Source organism: Longimicrobium sp., assembly GCF_036387355.1.
Taxonomy (GTDB): domain Bacteria; phylum Gemmatimonadota; class Gemmatimonadetes; order Longimicrobiales; family Longimicrobiaceae; genus Longimicrobium.
This window is the reverse complement of sequence record NZ_DASVTX010000519.1, coordinates 23,199-43,829: the sequence shown is the minus strand read 5'-3', so window position 1 is coordinate 43,829 and position 20,631 is coordinate 23,199. Positions and strand designations below refer to the sequence as shown.

At 67.6% G+C, this 20,631-nt stretch carries 11 protein-coding genes; 5 read left to right on the top strand and 6 right to left on the bottom strand.

From position 1 onward, the window contains the following. Positions 1–71: 71 nt before the first annotated feature. From VF665_RS22495 to VF665_RS22475, 5 genes are read right to left on the bottom strand one after another with little or no spacing between them, the layout of a single operon-like run. On the bottom strand, positions 72–1,355 hold the full coding sequence (locus VF665_RS22495) for a TIGR02679 family protein (RefSeq protein ID WP_331055721.1): 1,284 nt from the start codon (positions 1,353–1,355) through the stop codon (positions 72–74). Next, positions 1,339–5,616, bottom strand: a complete 4,278-nt coding sequence (locus VF665_RS22490; RefSeq protein ID WP_331055720.1) for a TIGR02680 family protein — start codon at positions 5,614–5,616, stop codon at positions 1,339–1,341. The genes VF665_RS22495 and VF665_RS22490 overlap by 17 nt, the downstream gene beginning before the upstream one ends. 4 nt (positions 5,617–5,620) lie before the next feature. Further along, positions 5,621–6,802 (bottom strand): TIGR02678 family protein, encoded by a 1,182-nt coding sequence (locus VF665_RS22485; RefSeq protein WP_331055719.1) that lies wholly within the window; start codon positions 6,800–6,802, stop codon positions 5,621–5,623. Next, positions 6,799–8,346 carry a TIGR02677 family protein gene (locus VF665_RS22480; RefSeq protein ID WP_331055718.1) on the bottom strand — a complete coding sequence of 516 codons (1,548 nt, stop codon included), beginning with the start codon at positions 8,344–8,346 and terminating at the stop codon, positions 6,799–6,801. Before VF665_RS22480 ends, VF665_RS22485 begins: the two co-directional genes overlap by 4 nt. Before the next feature lie 6 nt (positions 8,347–8,352). Continuing rightward, positions 8,353–8,496, bottom strand: coding sequence for a hypothetical protein (locus tag VF665_RS22475; protein WP_331055717.1), 144 nt, complete (start codon positions 8,494–8,496; stop codon positions 8,353–8,355). Between the two features lie 669 nt (positions 8,497–9,165). On the opposite strand from VF665_RS22475, the gene VF665_RS22470 reads away from it, so the two are divergent. Continuing rightward, positions 9,166–9,669: an RNaseH domain-containing protein gene (locus VF665_RS22470; protein ID WP_331055716.1), complete on the top strand. Its 504-nt coding sequence runs from the start codon at positions 9,166–9,168 to the stop codon at positions 9,667–9,669. Further along, positions 9,666–9,941 (top strand): RNaseH domain-containing protein, encoded by a 276-nt coding sequence (locus VF665_RS22465; protein WP_331055715.1) that lies wholly within the window; start codon positions 9,666–9,668, stop codon positions 9,939–9,941. The genes VF665_RS22470 and VF665_RS22465 overlap by 4 nt, the downstream gene beginning before the upstream one ends. Before the next feature lie 255 nt (positions 9,942–10,196). Here the strand turns inward: VF665_RS22465 and VF665_RS22460 are convergent, their stop codons facing one another. Then, positions 10,197–10,466, bottom strand: coding sequence for a hypothetical protein (locus VF665_RS22460; protein ID WP_331055714.1), 270 nt, complete (start codon positions 10,464–10,466; stop codon positions 10,197–10,199). Positions 10,467–11,162: 696 nt separating this feature from the next. Here VF665_RS22460 and VF665_RS22455 point away from each other — a divergent pair. Genes VF665_RS22455 through VF665_RS22445 form a run of 3 tightly spaced genes read left to right on the top strand, consistent with a single transcriptional unit; the run spans position 11,163 to position 20,542 of the window. Next, complete coding sequence (locus VF665_RS22455; protein ID WP_331055713.1) at positions 11,163–14,912, top strand: AAA domain-containing protein; 3,750 nt, start codon at positions 11,163–11,165, stop codon at positions 14,910–14,912. After that, complete coding sequence (locus tag VF665_RS22450) at positions 14,905–18,243, top strand: hypothetical protein (RefSeq protein WP_331055712.1); 3,339 nt, start codon at positions 14,905–14,907, stop codon at positions 18,241–18,243. The genes VF665_RS22455 and VF665_RS22450 overlap by 8 nt, the downstream gene beginning before the upstream one ends. Beyond that, a complete protein-coding gene (locus tag VF665_RS22445; protein WP_331055711.1) occupies positions 18,224–20,542 on the top strand; it encodes a hypothetical protein in 2,319 nt (772 codons plus the stop codon). The genes VF665_RS22450 and VF665_RS22445 overlap by 20 nt, the downstream gene beginning before the upstream one ends. The last annotated feature ends 89 nt before the right edge of the window (positions 20,543–20,631 follow it).

The window sequence follows — 20,631 nt, the reverse complement described above, 5'->3', positions numbered from 1 at the left end:
CGGCAGATGATGTTAAGCAGTTCTCGCGCGCTCACATCCCCCTCTCTGAGAAGGGGAGCTACATGCTCATCTCACATGAACCCGGCTCTTTCGGGGCGGTCAGGGTCAGTCTCGGCGAGGACGTCCGCCACCAGCCCCTCCTCCAGCGACTCCTGGTACGCTACCCCATGCTCCTCCACCGCCGCGCACAGCTCCGGGAACGCCGCCCGGAGCGTCCGCAGCGACCCCGGCGGCGGCTTCGGCGCATTCGGCTGCACGGCGCGCGCGTGCGACTCCGCGTCCATCCGCCACAGCCGCACGGCCTCGCCGTAGCGGCGCACGAGTCCGCGCGCGATCTTCAGTCCGCCGGGATCGAAGTCCCCGCTGTACCGAAGCGTCGCGCCCCCGCCCACCAGCACGTCCAGTAGCTTCCGCGCCGCCACGCTGAGCTGCCCCGCCGTGCACACCAGCGTCGGCCTCTGTCCCGGCGGCACATCCGCGAGGCTCCCGAGAAGGATCCGGAACACCGGCGGGTTCTCCACCACCCACGCCACACCGAATCGCGCCCGCACCGGCCCCAGCGCGTTCACCGTCATCAGTGGCAGCGTCAGCGGCAGCCCCGTGGCACGCATCGCCATCGGGATGGCCCCCTCGCCTTCGAGGTTCGCCACCACCACGTCCGACGAGATGTCGTCCGGCGCCAGCCCCGCCGCCGCGAGCAGCGCCTCGCGCCCCTCGGCCCTGAGCGGAAGCGCCACCTCCGCATCAGCGAAAAGCGCCAGGAGCAATCGGTCGAAGAACCGGCGCGCCGGACGGTCCAAGTCGAGCGCGTGCGGATCTTTCGCCACTTCGTTGGCGAACACGGCGAGAGGCCGCGCGTCGTGCTCCGGGCGCAGGGCCCGTCCGGCGTCCGCGACGCGCAGGAGGTCCCTTCCCACATTTTCCCCCCCGCGCTCCCACTCGCCGCGCACGTACCGCTCATCCTCCGCGAGCCAGATTGCCACCGGGTCGCCCTCGCGCTCCGAACGCCCGCCGGTGAGCCGCTCCGCAAAGCACGCCCACGCCGCATCCGCCGCGCCTCGCACGCCGGCGCGCGTCGTGGGCGGCCGGCCCGACCACGCCTCCAGGGCATCCACCACGCCGCACTGGAAGGGGCTGGCTCGGAGGGCGTTCTCCAGGTCGTCCAGGTGGAGCCTGCCGCTGCCCAGCCGCCTGCACCCCAGCCGCCGCAGCGCCGTCACCTGCTCGTCGGAGCTCAGCCGCACGCTGCCGCTCACGCCGTTGCGGTCATGGTACTTCTTCACGACCGCCTCCAGCACCTCCGCCAGCGCGGTACGGCTCAGCAGGTACTCCCGCAGCTCAACCCGTCTCGACATGGGCCACCTCGATGGGGATCGACAGCAGCGTCCCCGAAGCTGGCATGTCCGGCACCCGCACCGCCCCGTCCCACAGCCACAGCCGCGCGGCGGCCACCCTCCCCGTGCTCTGGAGGTCGTAAGTCGCGCAGGCGGGGAGCGAAGCCGAGGTGCCCCAGAGCTTCTCGCTCGTCATGACCACCGAGAACTCCAGCTCCACCAGGAAGCGGATCATCTCGTCCATGTTGGCCGGGTCCACCCCCGCGAACGCCTCGTCGAGCCCTATCACCCGCGGCGCATCGGCATTCCGTGCGCCGGAAAAGCGCGCGTGGGCGGCCGCCACCAGCGGACAGAAGATCCCCAGCGCCTTCTGCGCCCCGCTGCCGCGCCGGAAGCGCGCCCCCCGCAGTTCCAGCTTCGAACCATCGCCCTCCTGGGAGAACAGCCGGAACTCGAACCACTTCCGGTAGTCGAACACCTCCCGCAGTGCGAATGCGTAGGTGTGCTCTAGCTTCCCGTCCGCCTCCTGCGTGCGCACGTGAAGTACCTGCCGGCGGAAGAAGTCCTTAATCCAGGCAACGTGCTCCGGGGGAAGGAGATCCACGTCTCGCTCGAGGAGCTCCACCAGCTTGGCGTACTCGCCTCCCGCGTCGGCACGCGCCTTCCAGTCCACGCTGAACGCGAGCGCGCCCCGCCCGAAACGCTTTCCCGCCAGCAGGGCGTTGATGCGCTTCTTCAGCTCGCGCGCCTCCTCGATCCGCTTCTGGATCTCCGAAGACAGCTCGTTGAGGAAGAACTCCTCGTACAGCCGGTCCTCGTCCTGCCTGAGCGCCATTTCTTGAGCCTCGCGCTGCCTGCCGATCTCGGCCGCCATGGCGTGCGGGAGCAGCCGGCTGCCGTGGAAGCGGTAGGTCACCATCCCGTCGTCGCGCCGCTCCGGAGCGTACTCCGCCAGCGTGGAGCGCGTGTCGGCGAAGGCCGCCCACAGCTCCCGCTGGTGGCGCTCGACGCCCTCTTCCACCTCCTGGGACAGCCGCTCTGGCGTCGACCGCCGCAGGCGGAGCAGGTGCCTGGCAGCGGCCGGGGGACCCTCGTTCGGGTCCTCCAGGAGGCCACGCGCGGAGACCAGCGCGGGCGCGGGGTAGATCCGCACCGCAGCTCGCAGCTCGCGTACGGCGTCCTCCCGTTGCCGCACGGCCACCTCAAGGGAGGCTTCCGCCGCGGCAACATCCCTCTCCGCGCCTTGGAGCCGGGCCGCTGCGGCGGCCCGGGCCTCCACCACTTCGAGGCGCTCGCGCTCGCAGCGGGCGATCGTCTCCGTAAGCTGATGGATCTGAGTCATCAGGTCGTCCAGCCCCATCCGCTGGAGCCGGTCCCGGAGGGCATCGCGCTGGCTCTCCTTTCCGCGCATCTCCAGCCGGGCCGACGCGAGGGCCGTCGCCGCCTCAACGAGCGCGTCGCGAGCGGCCGCCTCGTCCAACCCCGCTTCCGCCAAGCGCGCACGCAGTCCGGAAAACCGCTCTAGCGCCTGCGAGACGACGCGGGCGGTGCGCATCGCCGCCCGCGTGTGCTCGGCCAGGCTCCGAAGGCCGGAGACGGTCGCGTCCCTTCCGGCTTCGGGCACCTCCGCGAGTGCCGCGAGCAGCGTGGTGCGCGTCCGGAGCACCTCTCCGTGTCGCCGGTTCACCTCCTCGGTTTCCCGCTGCACCTTTTCACTCAGCCGGGCCACCTGCCCCGCGGCCTCGGACAGCGCGAACGCGGCACTCCGGAGCCGGGCGAGTTCGGGAAGGGCGCGGAGTGCGTGGACCTCCGTGCGGATGGTTGCCAAGCGGGCGGTGAGCACCCCGATGGACGCCTCAAGGTCGCGGATCTCGCCGTCCAGCACCGCGGCCTCCGACTGCAGCGCGCGGATCTGCTCCTCACGGACCCGGCGCCGGTTGGTCTCGCCCACAAAGCGTAGCGACGGCTCACCAGCCGACGAGGCGCCTCCCAGGACGCCCAGGTGCCAGCTTCCGTCCTCCCCGATCATCGACACTGATCGCCCAGCTTCGTTCAGCCCTATCGAGCGGAGCACCGTCGCCACGTCCGGCGCCGGAACGTCGCACTCCACGGGCGTCAGCACCTCTAGGAGCGACCGCCCCGGCACCGCGGGAGCCTGCGGATCGAGCCAGCGGTCGCCCGCCAGGCGCGCGGAGGCGGCGATCCGCTCCCGGGCGCGGTCCCGGTCTTCTCCGGCGACGACCACGGCGTCGAGGAGCCCGGCCGCCTCGAGCGCCGCCTCCACCGCCAGCGCCACCGCCTGGGGGACGCCGGGACGGACGTCTACGCAGGCGTAGAGCGGAACGCACCGCACGCCGGCCTGATGCAGCGCGTGGCGCACCTCCACCTGACCGGGGCGCGGCTCGGGCACCGCCTCCTTCCGCGCCTTCCACTCCTCCAGCTCGTTCGCGACCCGTTCCCGCGCGGTGCGCCGCTCGCCGAGTTGGAGCTGCGCTCCGGCGCGCGACACCTCCACCTCCTCCTGCCGCCGAGCGCCCACGCGCTCGGCGGGGCCGGCGAGTGACGAGGGATCGTCGGCGTGCTGTGCGTACGCGTGCACCCCGTCCACCATCTCGGTCCGGTCGTCACGGGCGAGGGTGACCTCCACTGTGCCCTCCGCCCAACGGATGATGGCTGCGGCGGCATTGGTGCGGGCGTCCGTGAGCGCCTCCTGGGCCTGCGAACGGCCCTCCTCCGCCAGGCTGCGCTCCTTCTGGGCGTGCTCAAGGCGGTCATGCGCCCGCTCCATCGCCGCCTCGGCCGCATCGACGGCAGCGCGCGCCTCCTCCGCCTTGCCGAGCGCTCCGAGCCGGCTTTCACCGAGCGACTCCAGCACCGCTACGGGTGCGGAGTCGGCGCCCTCCGCACCCGGCTCGCGGAGCGCGTCCAGCGCCGAGCCCAGCCGCGCGAGGTATCCGCCGGCCTCGCTCCATCGAGCGGCCTCCACCTGCTCTCGGAGTTCGGACTGGCCCTCGCACTGCCGGGCCAGCTCCCCGTCCCACTCGCGGCGCACGCGGTGAGCGCGGTCTTCGGCCCGCTCGATGTCCCGCTCCCGGTCCGACACAGCGCGCGCGGCCCGGTCCACAGCCTCCGCGGCGCCGTGCACCTCTGATTGAAGAGCCTGCAGCCGGCTCTGGTCCGCATACGCTTCGCTCAACTCCAGCTCGGCCTTCCGCCCGCGCGCGCCGGCCTCCTCTTCGTCGAGCGCCTGCCGCCGCTCCGAGGCTTCGCGGATCGTCTGCGCCTCGCTCGCGAGGACTGCGCGGGACGATGCCAGCGCCGCGTCCGCGGCCGCCCACCCGGCTTCCGCTCCTTGGAAGTGCAGAGCGCGGCGCTGCGCGAGCTGGTTGAGGTATGCGCCGAGCGCCTCGTCCACGCTGCGGACGGCATTCAGGTGCCGGACCGTGTCTTCAATCGACTTTCGCGTCCGGTCGATGTCCTCCAGCGTGCCCGCCATCTGCCCCAGCACGTCGGGGTCGATCTCCGGGAGCGACTCGGAGAGGAGGCGGCACATGTCCTCCGGCTTCAGGTCCTTGTTCAGCCCCGGGCGGCGGAGCGACAGGGTGATGTCCATTGCGTGCCGGAACTCCTCGACCGTGCGGAAGCCGAAGAGGGCATCGTTCACAGCGGCCTGGTAGTCCGCCGGCCGGCCCACCACCGGATTGGCGCCCAGCGCCTCCTCCAGCTCCGCGCGGGTTAGCGGCGCGCCACTTTCCAGGTTCACCAGCGGTACGTCGATTCCGACGCGGCGGCCGTCGCGAACGACGAACCCCCAGAACTCGGAGTCGACCTGCGAGGCCCCGACGCGGCGGCCGTGTAGCCCGATGCCGATAGTGCGGTACTCCCCGGTCCGCGGATGACGGAACTCCAGCGCGGCGTAACCGATCCGCTCCTCGTACCAGAAGTCGGAGTCGGAAGTCGCCTCCGAGGCGCCGACGACGTAGTAATCGGCGTTGCGGCCGTCCCCGCCGAAGGTGTCCAGGCGGTGCCGCCGCTTGTCACCGTCGAAGATCAGGGGGACCACTGTGGTGAGCAGGAGGGACTTTCCCGCCATGTTCGGGCCGCGGAATAGCTGCCATCCTCGCCCGAAGTAGAACTCCTGCTGGTCCCACAGCCACCAGTTGACCACCAGAAGCCGGTGCGGCCGCCAGCGCTCGCCTCCCTCGTCCACTCGGAGGAGGTGGTCCAGCATCTCCGCAGACGGGCGCCGGAAGTCCGGAAGCATTGAGACGGTCTCGTCCATCGGATCAGTCCTCACGCATGTCCAGTCCCTCGCCATGCTCCCGGTAGACGCCGGAGAAGCGGGCGGCGAGGGGCATCACCGTTACGTAGCCGTCGCGGTCCGGGCCCTGGAGCATGTCCCAGTCGCGCAGCTCGCTGAGCAGCGCCTCCGCGAGCGCCTCCAGCTTGTGCGCGTTCAGGCCCACGCCCCAGTTGTTTCCCCACCGCGTCCGCACCTCGAGCACCTGCGTTTCGAACGCCGCCTGGGGAAGGGTGATGCACTCGTGGGCGTCGGCCGTCAGGACGCCGGTCTGCACCTGCTCCCGCAGGTGACCGCCGAGCAGGAGGGCGGCGTGGGAGAGCGCCGACCGTGCGGGGAACACGCGCCGGCCCACGGCGTCGGCGATCGGCCGCAGGAGCGCCGCATACCCGCTGGTCATCTCCAACTCCCACCCGAATTGCTCCGCGATGTCGCGGGCCACGGATTCGCGGCGGTCGCGACGGCTGAGCCAGGCGAACGCTTCGGGATCGTCGGCTGCGTGCAGGGCGGGGGAGAGGAGGAGCGTGCGGTACACCCGCTCCCGCTCTCCGGCGGTGGACTCCCCACGCTTCAGCGCGTGCGGATCGTCGTCCAGCACGAGCGCGTCGTAAAGGGCGTCGGGGAGGTCGATGTGCAGGTGCTGCGCAACGCCGGTGAACTCGTACAGCGTATCGCCTTCGCGTGAGCGCACCCAGGTGGACAGTTCGCCGTTTACCGTCCGCAGCGCCCCCATCGCCTCCAGCGCCCGAATGGCCCGCTCCAGGGAATCGCGGTGCGGCCGCAGCTTCCAGTCGAGCCGCGCCGCTCCGTCGTCGTCGGTCGCCTGGAGCGGAATCTCCTCCACCAGCTCTGAGAGGATGAACTGCTCCGCCTCCGTCTTCTCACCGAACCACAGCACCCAAGCCAGCAGCTCGTAATCCAGCGGCGACTGGAGGGGAGCGATCCCCTGGCCGGAGCCGGCGCGCGCAGGGGTCTTGACCAGCCGCGCCACGCCGTGGCTGTCGATGAGCTGCCAGCCGGGGTTCTCCGCGAACCAGGCGCGCAGCTCGTCCAGGCGTCCACGGACGCGGTTGTACGCGGCGCGATCCGTGGCCCTGGTGATCGCGACGCGGTCTACCAGGTCCACGTACGGGCGGTGCTGCTCGGGGGTGCGGTCGCTCCGGCTCACACGTCCCCGTCGGTGGCGGGAAGCAGGGTGGCGCGCGGTCCGAAGACCACGCCGTCGGGTGCGGCCATGTCTCCCGGCGGCTCTCTCTCGGCGGGGAGCACCAGCCGCAGGCGGGTGCCGTCGGGCCCCACGGCCGTGCGATCCGGGGAGGTGAGGCACTCCCCCACCAGCGCCAGGAGGCGGTCGCGGACGGCGGGGTCGTCCACCCGTAGCCCCGCCAACTCCACGGCGCCGCCGGTGAAGATCCGCGCCCACGCGATCGCTTCCCGCTGCTCGCGGCGAATCTGCGCCTCGATGATCTTCGCTTGGTCCTCGCGCGAGTCGCGCACCTTCGCGCCAGCGCCGAGCTGCCGGCGCGCACCGCGGCGGATCCGCTTCAGCGCCACCTCCTGCGACGGCTGGAGCCAGACCGGGGTGCCGGACGCCATCTCGTGCGCGTCCAGAGAGCCCTGGATGTGGCGCGAGAGCACGCATCCCAACGACCGTGCGGCGAGCCGGTGGGCATCGGCGGCCTCCGGGCAGGCCGCGAAGGCGCGCGCGAGCCGCTCCAGGTCCCGCGCCCGGCTCACTCCCACACGATGGCGGTCCACCACCCGCTGGTTATGACGGACCACCAGCCGGATGGCGTCTCTCGTGGTGTCCTTCAGGCGATCAGCGCCCTCCCCGGGACGGAACCAGTCCGCGACTCCGCGCACCTGCCGCTCCAGCTTCTCGCGTACCATATCCGGCGAGCTGGTCCCGGCGGCATCGGCCAGGTGTTCCATGCGGTAGCGCGTGACGAGGCCGATCAGCACGCGATCGGAGCCGTGCTCCTCCAGCCGGCGGAAGAGATGATGGATCCGCGGGGCCAGCGCGCTGAGCTGAAGGATGAATGATTCGAGGTTGCGCAGGAGCACGTCCTTGTACGCCAGGAAGTCGTTCGTGCGGTTCAGGTCCTGCGGACGGGCGGCGCCGAGGGCGTGGTGGAAGTCCACGGCACCGGTGCGGAGCTGCTCGAAGAGGCGGAAGGCGTCGTCCCAGGGGGACCAGACCCGCTGGCGGAGGAATTCCTCGGATGGCCGGTCGGGAACGGTCTCCTCCAGTGTGTGCCGGAGTCCGTCCAGCGCGGCTGAGAGCCGCTCCAGGAGGCTGGCGTCCAGCGCGCCGCCCCCGGCCTCGTCGCGGTCTAGCATCCGCGTGAGGCGGTCGAGCGCGACGGTCCGCTCGCGGACATGGTAGACCTGCCGTCGGCGCTTGAACTCCTCCACCGTCCGCGCACGGGAACGGTCGTGGTCCGGCAGCAGGTTCTCCCAGGCCACGAGCTGGGCGAGATCCGAATCCGCCTGCTCGGGCGTGTAGGCGGGATCGTGGACGGTGCGGACCAGCTCAACGATTTCTTCCGCCGCCAGCCAGTCGCGCTGCCGCTCCTCCATCTGGTCGCAGAAGTAGCGGACGATCAGCCGATAGCGGGCGGTGTTCCGGTCCGCGGTGAGGAACCGTGCGTCGTCGACGCTCTCCCGGAGCGCGGGGTCGCGATACCGGTTCGAATTCGGCTCGTGGAGCACGGCGGGTCAGGCGGCCGGGTTCAAGAACCGCCGCCAGTCGCCTTTCACCAGCACTTCCGCGGGTGGTGCGAGCCGCTGCGGGAAACGTCCCGTCATCGTAACGCCCAGGAACATCACGGACCGGGTGAGCCCCAGGTACAGATAGCGCATCGGCAGGTCCCCGCCCTTCGGTTCAGGGGCTCGAAATCCATCAGGAACACGGCGTGGAACTCCAGCCCCTTGTGTGCTCCACCGCGAAGACGCGCACCTGGTCTCCCACGCCCAGTGAACGGGAGACGAGAACGGCGGCGGCTCCTTTATCGCGATCTCGTAGAGGATCCCCGCAACGGAGCAGGGCATGGCTCTACCGGTAGATGCGGTCGAGGGTGTGCACCGCCGCATCCGACGCGGACGCGTGCACCTCCTCCCACTGCCGCAGCCCATTCACCGTCACCCGCTGCATCAGGTCGCCAGACATGCAGAAGGACCGAGGGTGGATGTTCGATCAGGAGGGAGCGGAGCAGCGATCGACCGGATTGGCACCGGCGCGCACCTTTGGAAACATCTTACGTCGAAAGGAACACCAACGGAAGGGGGGATAGCGAGGTAACCATTACGAGGGTGGATCTATCATATCATATCCCTTGCTTATTCACCACGTGTCCATAACTAGCAACTGCGTAACTGCTATACTCCAATCAGAGTGACTAGTCCGAGTTCGACCGCAGCGCCACTGGAAGCTCAGACAGGCGGCTCAGCATTGGCCGCGGTGCAACGCAGGGTGCGAATCTTTGATTCGAGCTACGCGAATATTGTCGCCGCTGCGGACCAGCTCATGAGGTGATCACCGACGCGGTGGAGGCCCACGCCCAGCCGCTCGTAGTCATTGACTCCTCGAACTGCGCAGGCCTGTGGGGCTGGCTCACCGACCGGGAGCTGCGCACCACCCGCATCGAGGTCGGGGCGCGCCAGTGGATGGAGCAGGAGTGGAACGGGGCGAGGATCGTTCGGGTCCGCCAGGACTTGGCGCCTGGGATCGTGGAGGACAAGTCGGAGCCGTACGCCGAGAGCGCGACGGACGACGCGCGGCCCGTGGGGATGCTGGAAGCAGATGTGGTCTTGCGGAGGCCGACTAGCGTTTCGGCGCTCTACAGTCTGAACACCCCGTCCTCGGCCGGGTGCGTGGCGTACCTGTCCGTCGGCAACAAGACCCTCCACAAGAACGCCCGAGGGCTGAGCTGCTATCGGAGCACCCGGATCGCGGCGAAGCCGAGTGTCCGGGTGACGGGCGGTGGCGGAGCGTGGGACAGGAGAACGCCGCGGGCAGCGCTCTCCTGCAGATGACTGCGCGCCAGCCGCACGTGGACCAGTGGCCGACGCCGAATCCGCTGGAGATCGTGGTCGCCCTGCGGCGGGAAGGGGACGATCCGGATCGCAATGACGAACTCGTGGAGTGGCTGCGCTATGGCTTTGGCCACTACGCGGAGTGGACGACGCTCCCCGCGCCGCTCTTCTTTGAGAGAATCATCCGCGAATACATCAGCGGGTTCGCGCTAACGGAGCTCGACAGCCCCGAAGACGAAGGCGTCCTCGAGGACTCGGCCGAGCGGCTGTGACCTGGACATTCGCATGTTCTCGGCAGGCCGCGCCACGTCAGCATAGCGGCGTGGTCCCAGGTTCTCTTCCTGATCGGTACTGTCTACGCGGCAAACGGCATGGACGTCTACACACCGGTCGAAAACCGCGGTTGTACATAGATCTTGATCTTCATACGTGCGCAGGGGCCGGTCTCGTCGACCGGCCCCTGCTTTGTTCCCCACATTTCTCTTGGCGTACCGGATCCGCCGAGTGCGAGAGCACATTAAAGTCTGTCAGTTCTGTGCCGGGACGAGGATCAGCAGCCGTTCCACGTCAGCGGGCGTGCGATGGCCCGCCCGCAGGTCAGGGGCAAGCGCCGCCAGCGGTTCGACGCGTACACGCGCTTCCTCCAGCGGTTCGCGGCTGTCCGGATAACCTTCGTGCGCAAGGAACTCACGGAACGCGGCCAGTGTGTTGTGCCGGAACCGGAGCAGTCCGTCTACCGCGGCGAGCAGCCGCTTGAGATCACCATTCACCTCCTGGCCCTTCTCCTTCACGTCCATGAACCCTGGCTGATGGCGCCCGATCGTTCGAGCACCTCGCGGTCCACTTGGCGCCCCCGACCATGCGGCGAGCATCCAACAGCCGCTCCATGGCGTCCGCGAGCGCCCTGGCGTTGTGTAGCGGCTCTCTCCGCCCCCAGCAAGGCGGGTACGCGGAAGCCATCAGCATAATCTCACTGGTCTTCGTATCCGGTCGGGCGGGCTCAGATGACTGGGGTTATCATGAGAAAAAGGTTGACGGCTGGCGTACATCAGGACAGAATGTCTTCAAGTGGATAGAGTGGGGGCCGTGAATGATATAGTATTCCCGCCTCTTAGAGTGTGTTTAAGAATCTCTCTGGAGCTTGATTTCCTGAGGGAGGCGCCGCTCCGAACCTGCTGATACGGAGGCACTTTGGCGCCGACCGAAGGATCTCGCCGGCAGCACCGAGGGTTTGGATCAGTGGCGCGAGGCCAGCCCCACGATGGCCGAGACGAGATCCTTCGGTCGGGCGCAAACGGTTGACTTGGCTTACGGTTCCAGGTGTGCGCTCCCTCAGGAAATCAAGGCGCTTCAATCAAGAGCCAGGATTCTTAACAAGCTCTTACTGGCAAATCGGCGAACTGCGTCCCGCACTCCGCTAGTCCGGTTGCCGACCGCATGATCGTCCACCCCATCCTTCATATCGGATGTCAACGACACCTTCACCGCTGCAATTGGAAGAGGTACTGGATTTCGTCCGCGAAGTCTTTCGCGATCGCAAAGGGAGAGGAGGTCTCAATCTCCTGAGTGACGTGTCGGCCGAGGGCGCCGACGTCCTGCTCGACGGGACGCTCTTCTGGGTCCCAGTCACGACGCTCGACGATCGGGATGCGGCGCTGCATCTCTTCGTCAACCCGGGAGTGCTCGGCACCGCACTGTGGAACCAAGAACTACAGACCCTTATCCGGTTCAACGCCCAACGCCACCCGGCACTTCCGCGCATCCTACGCGGCGCCAGCCGCCGAACTCCCGGACGAGGGGGTCAGATCAAGGATTTCGCCTTCAGCCTGACCGACCTCTGGCCGGACACCCTGTGCACGCCCGGAGTGTTTGAGGTGCTCCAGGCCCAGCGGTCGAATTCGCTGCGCCAACTGGGAATGCTGGCAGAGGGACTCTCGCTGCTCGCCGCCGATGGGTTCCTGCACCGGAATCTCTGGGAAAAGACGATCCAGGTAAGGACTAACGAGACAACGGAGCTCCTCGAACTGCGGCTTTCCCGGTTCGAGATGAGCCTCTGGCAGGCGAACCTCCTGCGCCGCTCCACCATGCAAGATCGCGGAGGGGCCAGGGAAGCGGTCGCTCGGTACGTGGGTCAGGGGCGGTCGGCTCTCGCGTGCTCGCCGAGGGAGCGTCTCGACACGCTGTTCGGACATCCTGCCCGGGATCCGGAAGAGCCCCGCGGGGATGTCTATTCGCTGGGCGTCCTGGCATTTCAGTGGTTCATCGAGCCCTTGGACGGGGACCTTCTGCGGCGCGCGTTCCCCGAGCAGGCTCCTGGTGCTCCGCTCCCTTATGGGTATGACCAAGCCGCATGGTCGGAACTCCACGGCTGGATGTGGAGACGCATACAGCAGTGTTCTTCCGCCCAACTACCAGCGCCCCTGCGGCAACTGCTTGAGGGGATGCTCCCCGAAAGGCCGCGCAACCGGCTCCTCGCGTCCGAGGTGGCCGCACACGTCGGCGCCAACTACGAAGCTATCATCGCGGGGTTCGGATACACGCAGCCGACGCGTCCCTACATGGTTTCGATCATCCGCCGCGAGTGGGATAAGACCGCTCTCCCGTGGGGCTGGATCGGGCGCTCCGGCGAAGACCCCGTTGGGTTCACGGAGTTGAAGACGTTCATTGAGCGGGACCTGCGAGGGGCGAGCTTCGAATTCTTCCCAGGTGGATACGCGGAAGTCAGCGGCGAAACCTCGCTGGCCGCCAAGGCGGCCCAGTACGTCGCGATCGGGCACCAAGGAATTTATTTCGGGCAACCGCACAAGCAGCACGCGGGCTACGGATCGTCCCGTTCCGAGAGGGTGGTCCCCGAGGTGCTAATCCTGAAGTACGTGCTGAACATCGCCAGGGACGGGCACAAGTATCCCCGTTCTCCGGTACGTCGGGCGCTGCCACCGATCGAGGTCGTCTCCTCCGACGCTGCCGTGCTGCGGCGGGACTTGGGCGCCTATCCCAAATGGGACCCGCTGCTTGTAGATGTCCGCCAAAGGCCGGCCACACTCACGAACCAGCAGACGTTCCAAGACGCGCTGGACTTCTTCCTCCAGCTGCGGGAGACGGAGCTAGACTGCAGGCAGTACGCCTTCAAGTGCGAGCAGGGGGAGGGTGAGTTCGCGACGTTGGCTTTCGATGAGGTTAGGGATGCGGCTCGACTTCGCCGCTCGGCCGTGGCATCCCTCGTCGCGAACTCAGAGCGCAGACGCCCGCGGTTCGGCGACTTCTTCGGTGCGTTGGCCGAGAGCGAAGAGGGCCTGATCATGCGGTGGAGGCTTGACGTCGACGGTGCCCCGGAGCGAAAGCCCACCACTCAGGGGACCGTGTCGGTAGAGGGGCGGCTGGGGCCGCAGCGGATCCGGGTGATGGTGAAGGGCGGTAATCCCGTACTCCCTGGGGAAGGGTGGCTCGAGCCGGAAGCGGATAATGGAGAGCGTGTCTCGCTCCGCCGCCAGCAGGAGGCCAAAGCCGTGCTCACCGAGCGCGCAGGCCTGATTAGCAGTCTCCTCGACCCCGCTGTGCTCGCGGACAGGTCGGGGCGCTGGAGGGGAGTTGCCGGGGAGATCATGGGCCGCAGCCGGAGGCGATACCGGAAGCTGCGCGGGATCGCTCCGCAGGTGCTGCGGGACCTGCTCGACAGCGAGCCAATCTATGCGCTGCAGGGCCCTCCGGGAACGGGCAAGACGACGATCGCGGCCCGCGCCGTGCGCGCGCTCCTGCGCACGCATCCAGCCGCGCGAATCCTCGTCTCTTCGCAGTCCCACTACGCGCTGGACAACCTGGCTGAGAAGGTTTACGAGTACATCTCCGACGAGCCGAAAGTGGACGTGATCCGGATCGCGTCGGAGCAGACCACCGACCGCGTCGGGACCGAGGTGCGGCACCTGCTTCCCGAAGTGCTGGCGCCGAAAGAAATCGACTCGATCCGGGACGAATGCGCGAGGAACGCCAGGCGCGGACGACGAGAGCTGCTCGCAAACTGGATCGCGGTGCTGACCAGCGATGCCGGACGCATGGAGTTCGAGGACCGCCTGCGCTGGAGCGCGAGCGTGGTCTTCGCGACATGTGCGATGTGCCACGAGCGGCAGCTGGGCGTGACCGGGGCGGTCCAGCCGTTCGATTGGATCATCATAGAGGAGGCGGCGAAAGCCTGGCCGACCGAACTGATGATGCCGCTCACGCTCGGGACGAGATGGACGTTGATCGGGGACCACTATCAGCTCCCCGCATACCGTAGAGACGAGGTGAAGCGGATCCTCGACGAGTGCGAGGCGTCGTGGGAGGACGAGTTGAAGACCCATGGAAAGCAGAAGAAGCGGTATATGGCCGTGTTCGAGCTGTTCCGCAGTTTCTTTGAAAACGAAGACCAACAGCCCATACCGCCGCCGCCCGAGGACGACGGCGCACTGCGCAGGCCCGTGGACCAACTGGACACCCAGTTCCGGATGCCGCGCGTGATTGGGGACCTGATCTCGGGGGTGTTCTATCGTGGCAAGCTCGACACCGACCCCGATGCCGATCTCGAGTCGCACGGCTTGGTCTCCCCGCCCGAGTTCCGCGGGCAGAAGCTCGTCTGGATCGACACGTCGGAAGAGGTGGACTGCCGGGAGCGACCCCGCTGGTACAACCGGGGTGAAGCCGAAGTGGTCGCGGCAGTTCTCGAGAAGCTGCGTCCGCACCCGCTGCGCTCCTTGGGTTCGCCGTTACGGAAGCCGGATGAATCGATTGCGATCCTGACGCCTTACAAGGCCCAGCGCTCCACGATTAAGAGTGTTCTGAAACGGCACGAGCTCGAGGAATACGCCGACTACATCCGCACTGTCGATTCCGTACAGGGCCGGGAGGCCGAGATCGTGATTGTGAGCCTGGTCCGAGGCGGCGGCGGACACATAGGGTCGAACCCTCTGGACGCCCTCGGATACCTGCTCAGCACCGAGCGCGTCAACGTCATGTTCTCGCGTGCGAAGAGACTCTTGGTCATAGTCGGGAACCTGCGCCACTTCGAGGCGGCGGTCAGTCGGGAGCATGAGCACGGAACGGATCCGGCGTTCACACACGGCGACGGCATCGAGGCTTGGAGGAAGATCTGCCGGTACGTGCGGGAGCACGCCGATCTGCCGAACTCCCCGGCCAGGCTGCTGGATCCCCGAGCCGTGCGCACGCCTGCCCAACCCCAAGACGCGGTTCCGGTTGAGATCAATGAGTAGCGAAGTGCTGGACCTCTTCATCCCGTGCGAAGTCCTGCGCCTCCGCGCGCGGGTCCGCCCTGACAAGGGCCTAAGCGCGATGCAGCAGCTCGTTCTGGAGGCTGTGGCCGCCGGCGAGCACCGGGTGGACAACCTCCGGGACCTGTTCGCTCTCTCAGAGCGAATGATGCTCGACCTGATTCTGGAGCTCTGGCAGGCATCGCACGTGGTTGTCAACTTGGCCGAAGGCGAGGTGTTCCTTTCGGAACAGGCGCGCACTGCTGTCGAGGCGGGCACAGCCAACGAGTTGGAGCCCGTGCGAGCGGGCGAGCAGTCCCGTAAGGTCATGCGAGAGCTGGTTTCTGGGCACGTCTTACGCGTTCACCGGCGCACCCGCCGCAACCCCAACGCGCTGACCGCGCCCGAGTCGCCTAGCATCGTGCGGGGACAGGTGCCGGAGACAACGCGCCCGGAGCTCCTTCGGGTGCTTAGAGGCCTGCTTGATCGCACTCCCGCCGGACGCGAACAGCAACTGATGAGCGCGGATGTGCTGCACCGGACGATCGACGGCCGTCCCGTCCCGACGGAGCTGCGGTTCATGCACATCCGTGTGCGCTCATCGGTCGCCGTCGGCTACGAGGGCCTAGCCTTCCAGGTGGTGGGACCCTCGAATCTCGCGGCCCGGGTCAGGAACGACATCGCGACCGGTCTCGAACGACTCAGCCGGGAGATGCCCGAACTGCCGGTCTTCAAGCGTCTCCGCGAGCGCTCCAGCGACCAAGGGTTGCGCCCACTTGTGCGGGGGCTTCCGTTCGAGCTGGACCGGCTCCGGCGGGCCGTGGCGAGAATGGACCATTCCGGGGCAGGGACGATGGACGACGTCCACGAGCGCTGCCAAGCGATCGGGGAGCAGATCCTCGACTTGGCGCGTCAACGCCTGGATGATCGCGTCGATGTGGAAGTCCTCGCGGGCGCCGACCAGTTCCTGGCCGCGGCCCGGCGTGCCCTGCGTGAAGCGAAACGGCAGGTCGTTCTCGTTTGTCCCTGGGTGCACGCGGAAACGTTCGAACGGTTCTCGCACGACCTGAAGGAAGTGCTGCAGGCCCGGCGCCTGGACGTTTTCCTGCTCTGGGGATTCCATCCGAATGACCGCCTAAGCGAGGAGTTCGCTCGCGGGCTCACGGCGCTGAGCAAGGGCGGGCTGAGGGGGGCGCTGTATTGGGAGTGGCTACCCGCACGGACGCACGCCAAGCTGATCCTGCGCGACGGCGACCTCGCGATCGTAGGGAGCTTCAACTACCTGAACGCCCGGGCTCACCCCCCCGCCGCGGAAATCGCGGTAACGGTCCGCTCGGCGGACGGGCGTCCATGCGCCCCCGTACTCGAGATGATCGACTGGGCCCGGACGGTCTTCAACGACCCCGTTACCGCGGCCGCACTGCTTTCCGCCGCGGACTCGTTCGACACGAGCGGCGAAGCGGTCACGGACCCGCCCGTTCCCGTTCCGGTGCATATGCCCCCCGCACCGGGTCTCGCGTCCGCCGTGGATGACAACAGCGAGTCGGCGCAGGTCCTGGTACGGAGTTGGGCGCAGGCTTGGCGCAGCACCCTCGAGCGGATTGAGGCGCTGGCACAATGGCCCGGTACGTACTGCCGTCCCGTGATGGACGGCGACCACACGGTCCTCCTCTGGACCGCCCTGCGGAACGCGCGCCACCGTCTCGTGATCGCATCCGACAAGCTGACGTCCGACGTAGTGGACGAGCGCTTGGTGGCGGAGATCGAGTCGACGGTGCGGAGCGGCGTACGCACGGCGTTCGTGTTCCAGCACCCCACGGCGGAGGCCGGTGCGCGGCTCGAGCGGTTGCGAGCAGCGTACCCGGATTCGGTCGTCGTCATTCCCGCCCGCTCGCATGCGAAGGCCCTGATCTGGGACGACAACGCGGTGGTTTCGAGCTTCAACTTCCTCTCGTTTGAGGGTGACTATTCTGGCCCGGATCGGTACCGGGTTCGCTCCGAGGTCGGCGCTCACATCCAGGGCCGGGAGGCCAGCGACCGGGTGCTGTCGGCCATCATCGACCAGGTTGTCGAGAATGGCGCGGCCGTCAAGGCCCTCTTGGACTACACGCCCCCGAAGCCGGTCGGTGTGCCGGACGAAGTGGCGCCGGTCCACAGGCTGCTTGCAGAACTTCTTTCTGCCGGGAGCGACAGGCAGGACCGGATCGCCGTGCTGCGCGCTTTTGCGCGGTCGGTTACCAGTGACGAACTCTGGCATGGACTTGCCGTCCTCGACGCGGCGGGGCTCCAGCCCGAGGAAGTGGATCTTGCCGCGACCGCGTTCTTGCTGGAAGCAGGCGAGCTGTTGACAGAGGATGCATGGCACTGGCTCCTGCGATTGGCCGAACGCGCGTGGCATCACGAGCGACTCCTGCCAGCGACGACATTCATCTCCATGCTGGAGGACAGGCGACCCTCTCCAACCTTGCCACCTCCGTGGATTGCGGAGCTGACGGCGCTGGTCTACGCCGGGGCGCCGGAAGCGGCGCTCCAGGCACGGTTCGCCACCGCAAAGCAGCGGCTTTGCCACATGGATGCGTCGGAAGTCGAATGCGCTGTGCTCATTGCCGCAGTCGCGGTTGCAGAGCACGGCTCTCCTTCTGCCCTCGATCTACTGCAGCAAGTGTCTGCTCCTCCCGAACTCGAGCCGCTCGTGCTCGAGCTAACGCAGTTCTGGCAGACCTACGGAATTCCGGTCCCAGTTGAACAGATGGCCCGGATCGTCGAGGTGGCGCGAGACACCACGGCCGCGGAGGCGTTCAGGGGCTCAGCGCTGTCGGCCTATCATCAGGCTATTTCCGCCCGGATGGAACTGCCGTTCGGGCAGCGGACCGCGACCGCCCTGTTCGGTCCGGAGCTGGTGGGTCGGCTGAAGCAGATGCTGGAGAATCGAGAAGTGGAGCGTGCCCGTGCTTGGCTCACCGCCCACTCCGGCCGTCAAGCCCGGGAAGAGCTCGTGAACCGTGCCGCTCAACTCGCAGACGGTCCGGCAGCGGTCTTCATAGGGTACCGGCGTGACCAACTTCTCTCGAGGTTGCAACGGATCCTCGAGCCTGCGCAATCCTGGGTGGATTCGGTTCCACCTCCAGCAGACGGGCGTGGCGCCTATTTCTTGAACGGTGCGGCCCAGATGGGCCTGAGGTGGTCCGAGTATCGTTCCAGTCTCGCTGACCTAGAACGCTCCCGGGCGGAGTCCAGGCAAGCATCGGCTCCGCTGTTCCGGCGGGTCGCCAGCCTAGTGGCCGCTGCCACTGAATACGCAAGGATCTGTAAGCATGCAGACGATCGCGGATGACGTGGTGCTTGCCTGGGCCCCGCGCCTATGGAAGATGCCCAGGATCTTTGCGCGCGTCATGGTTACCGGCGAGAGCGTAAGCCGGGCCGAGATGATGCGTGCCGTACTTGAGTCCTCGCTGCGGACCCTGACGGAGGAACAGGCGTTCGACCAGCTGGTCGCGGAGGGCGAGTTCACGGCCGCGCAGGAGATGCTTCCGATCCTGGAGCAGGCGGGCGTGGAGTTGAAGGATCCCCAGCGGCGGCTGACCGACCATCAGGCGCGGAGTCTTCACTATTTGCGCGCGGACATCGCCGGTTTGCGGGAGCGGGGGAAGCGCCTGGGGGCTCCATTGCCCAGTGAGTTCGAGACAAGGCTCGACGAGGCGGAATCCGCGTCGACGCGCCGCGCGGCGGTCGCGGCCGAAGCGCTCGATTCGGCTGTTCGGATCCTGGTGGAGGCCGAGGGGAGTGAGGTCGGGACGCTCCGGGCCGAGTTGATGCGGCTACGTGAATGCGAGCAGGACGGCACGGCCTGGGTCGTGGAGGGCGTACAGCGCGCGCTGGACAGCCTGCCGCCCGATATTCCCCTCGCGCGCCGGCTCTTGCGCGACCGGGAATTCCGCCACAGGGATGTGTTACGGGACATCCCGCTTCCGCGCCCGCCTTTCCCCCGCGGAGTCAGCGACGAGCAGGCGCTACGCTGGTTTCAGGGCGACGATGAGGATCTGCTGCCGCGAAGCTTCCATGCGCAGTGGGCGATCCCGCCCGGCGATGCGGACGGCGCGGCGCTGCTGGAAGCGACCGCCGCATTGCTGGACAAGCGCGCCACGCCAGATGCGTCCGCCGTTTCGGCCATGGTCGCAGCCCTAGAACGATGCCTCGGGAGCGATCCGCTTGGTATAGCCCCCGAGGTGCGGTTCGAGCGGGGCGCCTGGGTCGGCTGCCTTCGCCGCCTGGCAGGACACGGGCTCCAAACCTTTCCAGGGACGGCTTATCCCCAAGGCGTTTCCTTTGTCGTTGCTGCCGAAACGCGCAACATGCTGCTACCGCAAGTGGCAGCGGACGCCAGTCCCAGGACCGAAGGACCTGCCGGTCAATTCGTTGCTGGAGGCTCGCTTTACCTCCACTTCGGCCCCCGTCCTCCCGCATGGCCCGAGCAACTCGCGGTTCCCCTCACCTCGCGCACGATCTTCGCGCTTTTGGGTGATCCAGACCGCGGTTACAACCTGCGGCGTGAGGTGGGGAGTTCAATCCCGGTCGAACGCATCTTCCCACGGCCGCTTCCGCCTCCCGACGGAAGCTTTGTCGTGGGGAGAAGCCTGGAGCAGGCACGGTTCGCGGCGGATCACCGTCCGCTCCTCCTCCTCGGTTCCTCCGGGTCCGGGCGAAGCGCGCTTCTCCACTGGGCATGCGAGACTGCGCGCACAGAGGGGTGGACCGTGCGTTTCTGTCAGGGCCGCGATATCACAGGTGACGACGGAGCGCTGCCGGCTTCCGTGCCTGGCATGGAGGCTTGGCCGTCCCGAGCGGGTCCTTCACCTGCGGCCGAGCCGTCCAGCCCGCCGCTCCTGCTCGTTGTCGACGACCTGGACGCATTACCCGACCACGTTGCGACCCAGCTGCTCGAGACACTCGCGGAGATGCAGCGGTTGAACGGAGCGAGGCTACGCTGCTTGGTCACCGCGCATCCGGCTTTCACCTGGAGGGTCGCCGTCCCTGCCGGTATCGAACCGCTTTCCCTCCCTCCCTTGTCCATTGGGGCCGTGCGCGAGATCGCTGCTTGGACGTTCGACGTGTACGGTATCGAGCCGGAGGTCCCGGGAGTGCTGGACCAAGTTGCCTTCCTCTCGGACGGCCACCCTGGCCTGCTTCAGTTGCTGCTATGGAGCATCTTCCAGAAGATGAATCGCCGGCAGCCCGGAACGATTGTCTTGCTCACGCAGCAGATGGTACGATCAGCTTTCGAATGCGGTGAGTTCCGGGAGAGCGCGCGAAAGCTTCTCCTGGAGGATTCTCTTGGTTCCGCGACGATGCGTGCCGCGCTCGGCGCGCTCCTGCTCGGGCAGCAGCTGTCTCCGGGCGAGCTCCTGGATGTCGTCGGATTGACCGAGCTGACCGGCCCGTCAGCGATGTCGTCCCAGGAGATGTCTACTTCGCTCGCGGCGCTGGAGTCGGTGTCGCTCGCACGATCCGAGTCTGCCATGTGGTCCGTGCCGATGGGGGGAATCGGCATGCTCCTGCTCGACTGGGTTCCCGAACCAGTAGAATACGTCGAACAGGCGCTGGTCGAGGTCGCGGCGGAACGTAACCACCGCTAAAGGCGTGGAATTGGTACGAGCGGTTGCATCCAGCTCTGAGCGTACGCATGCGCCCATCTCCAGCACCCGCTCGCTCCAGATCTGCTGAA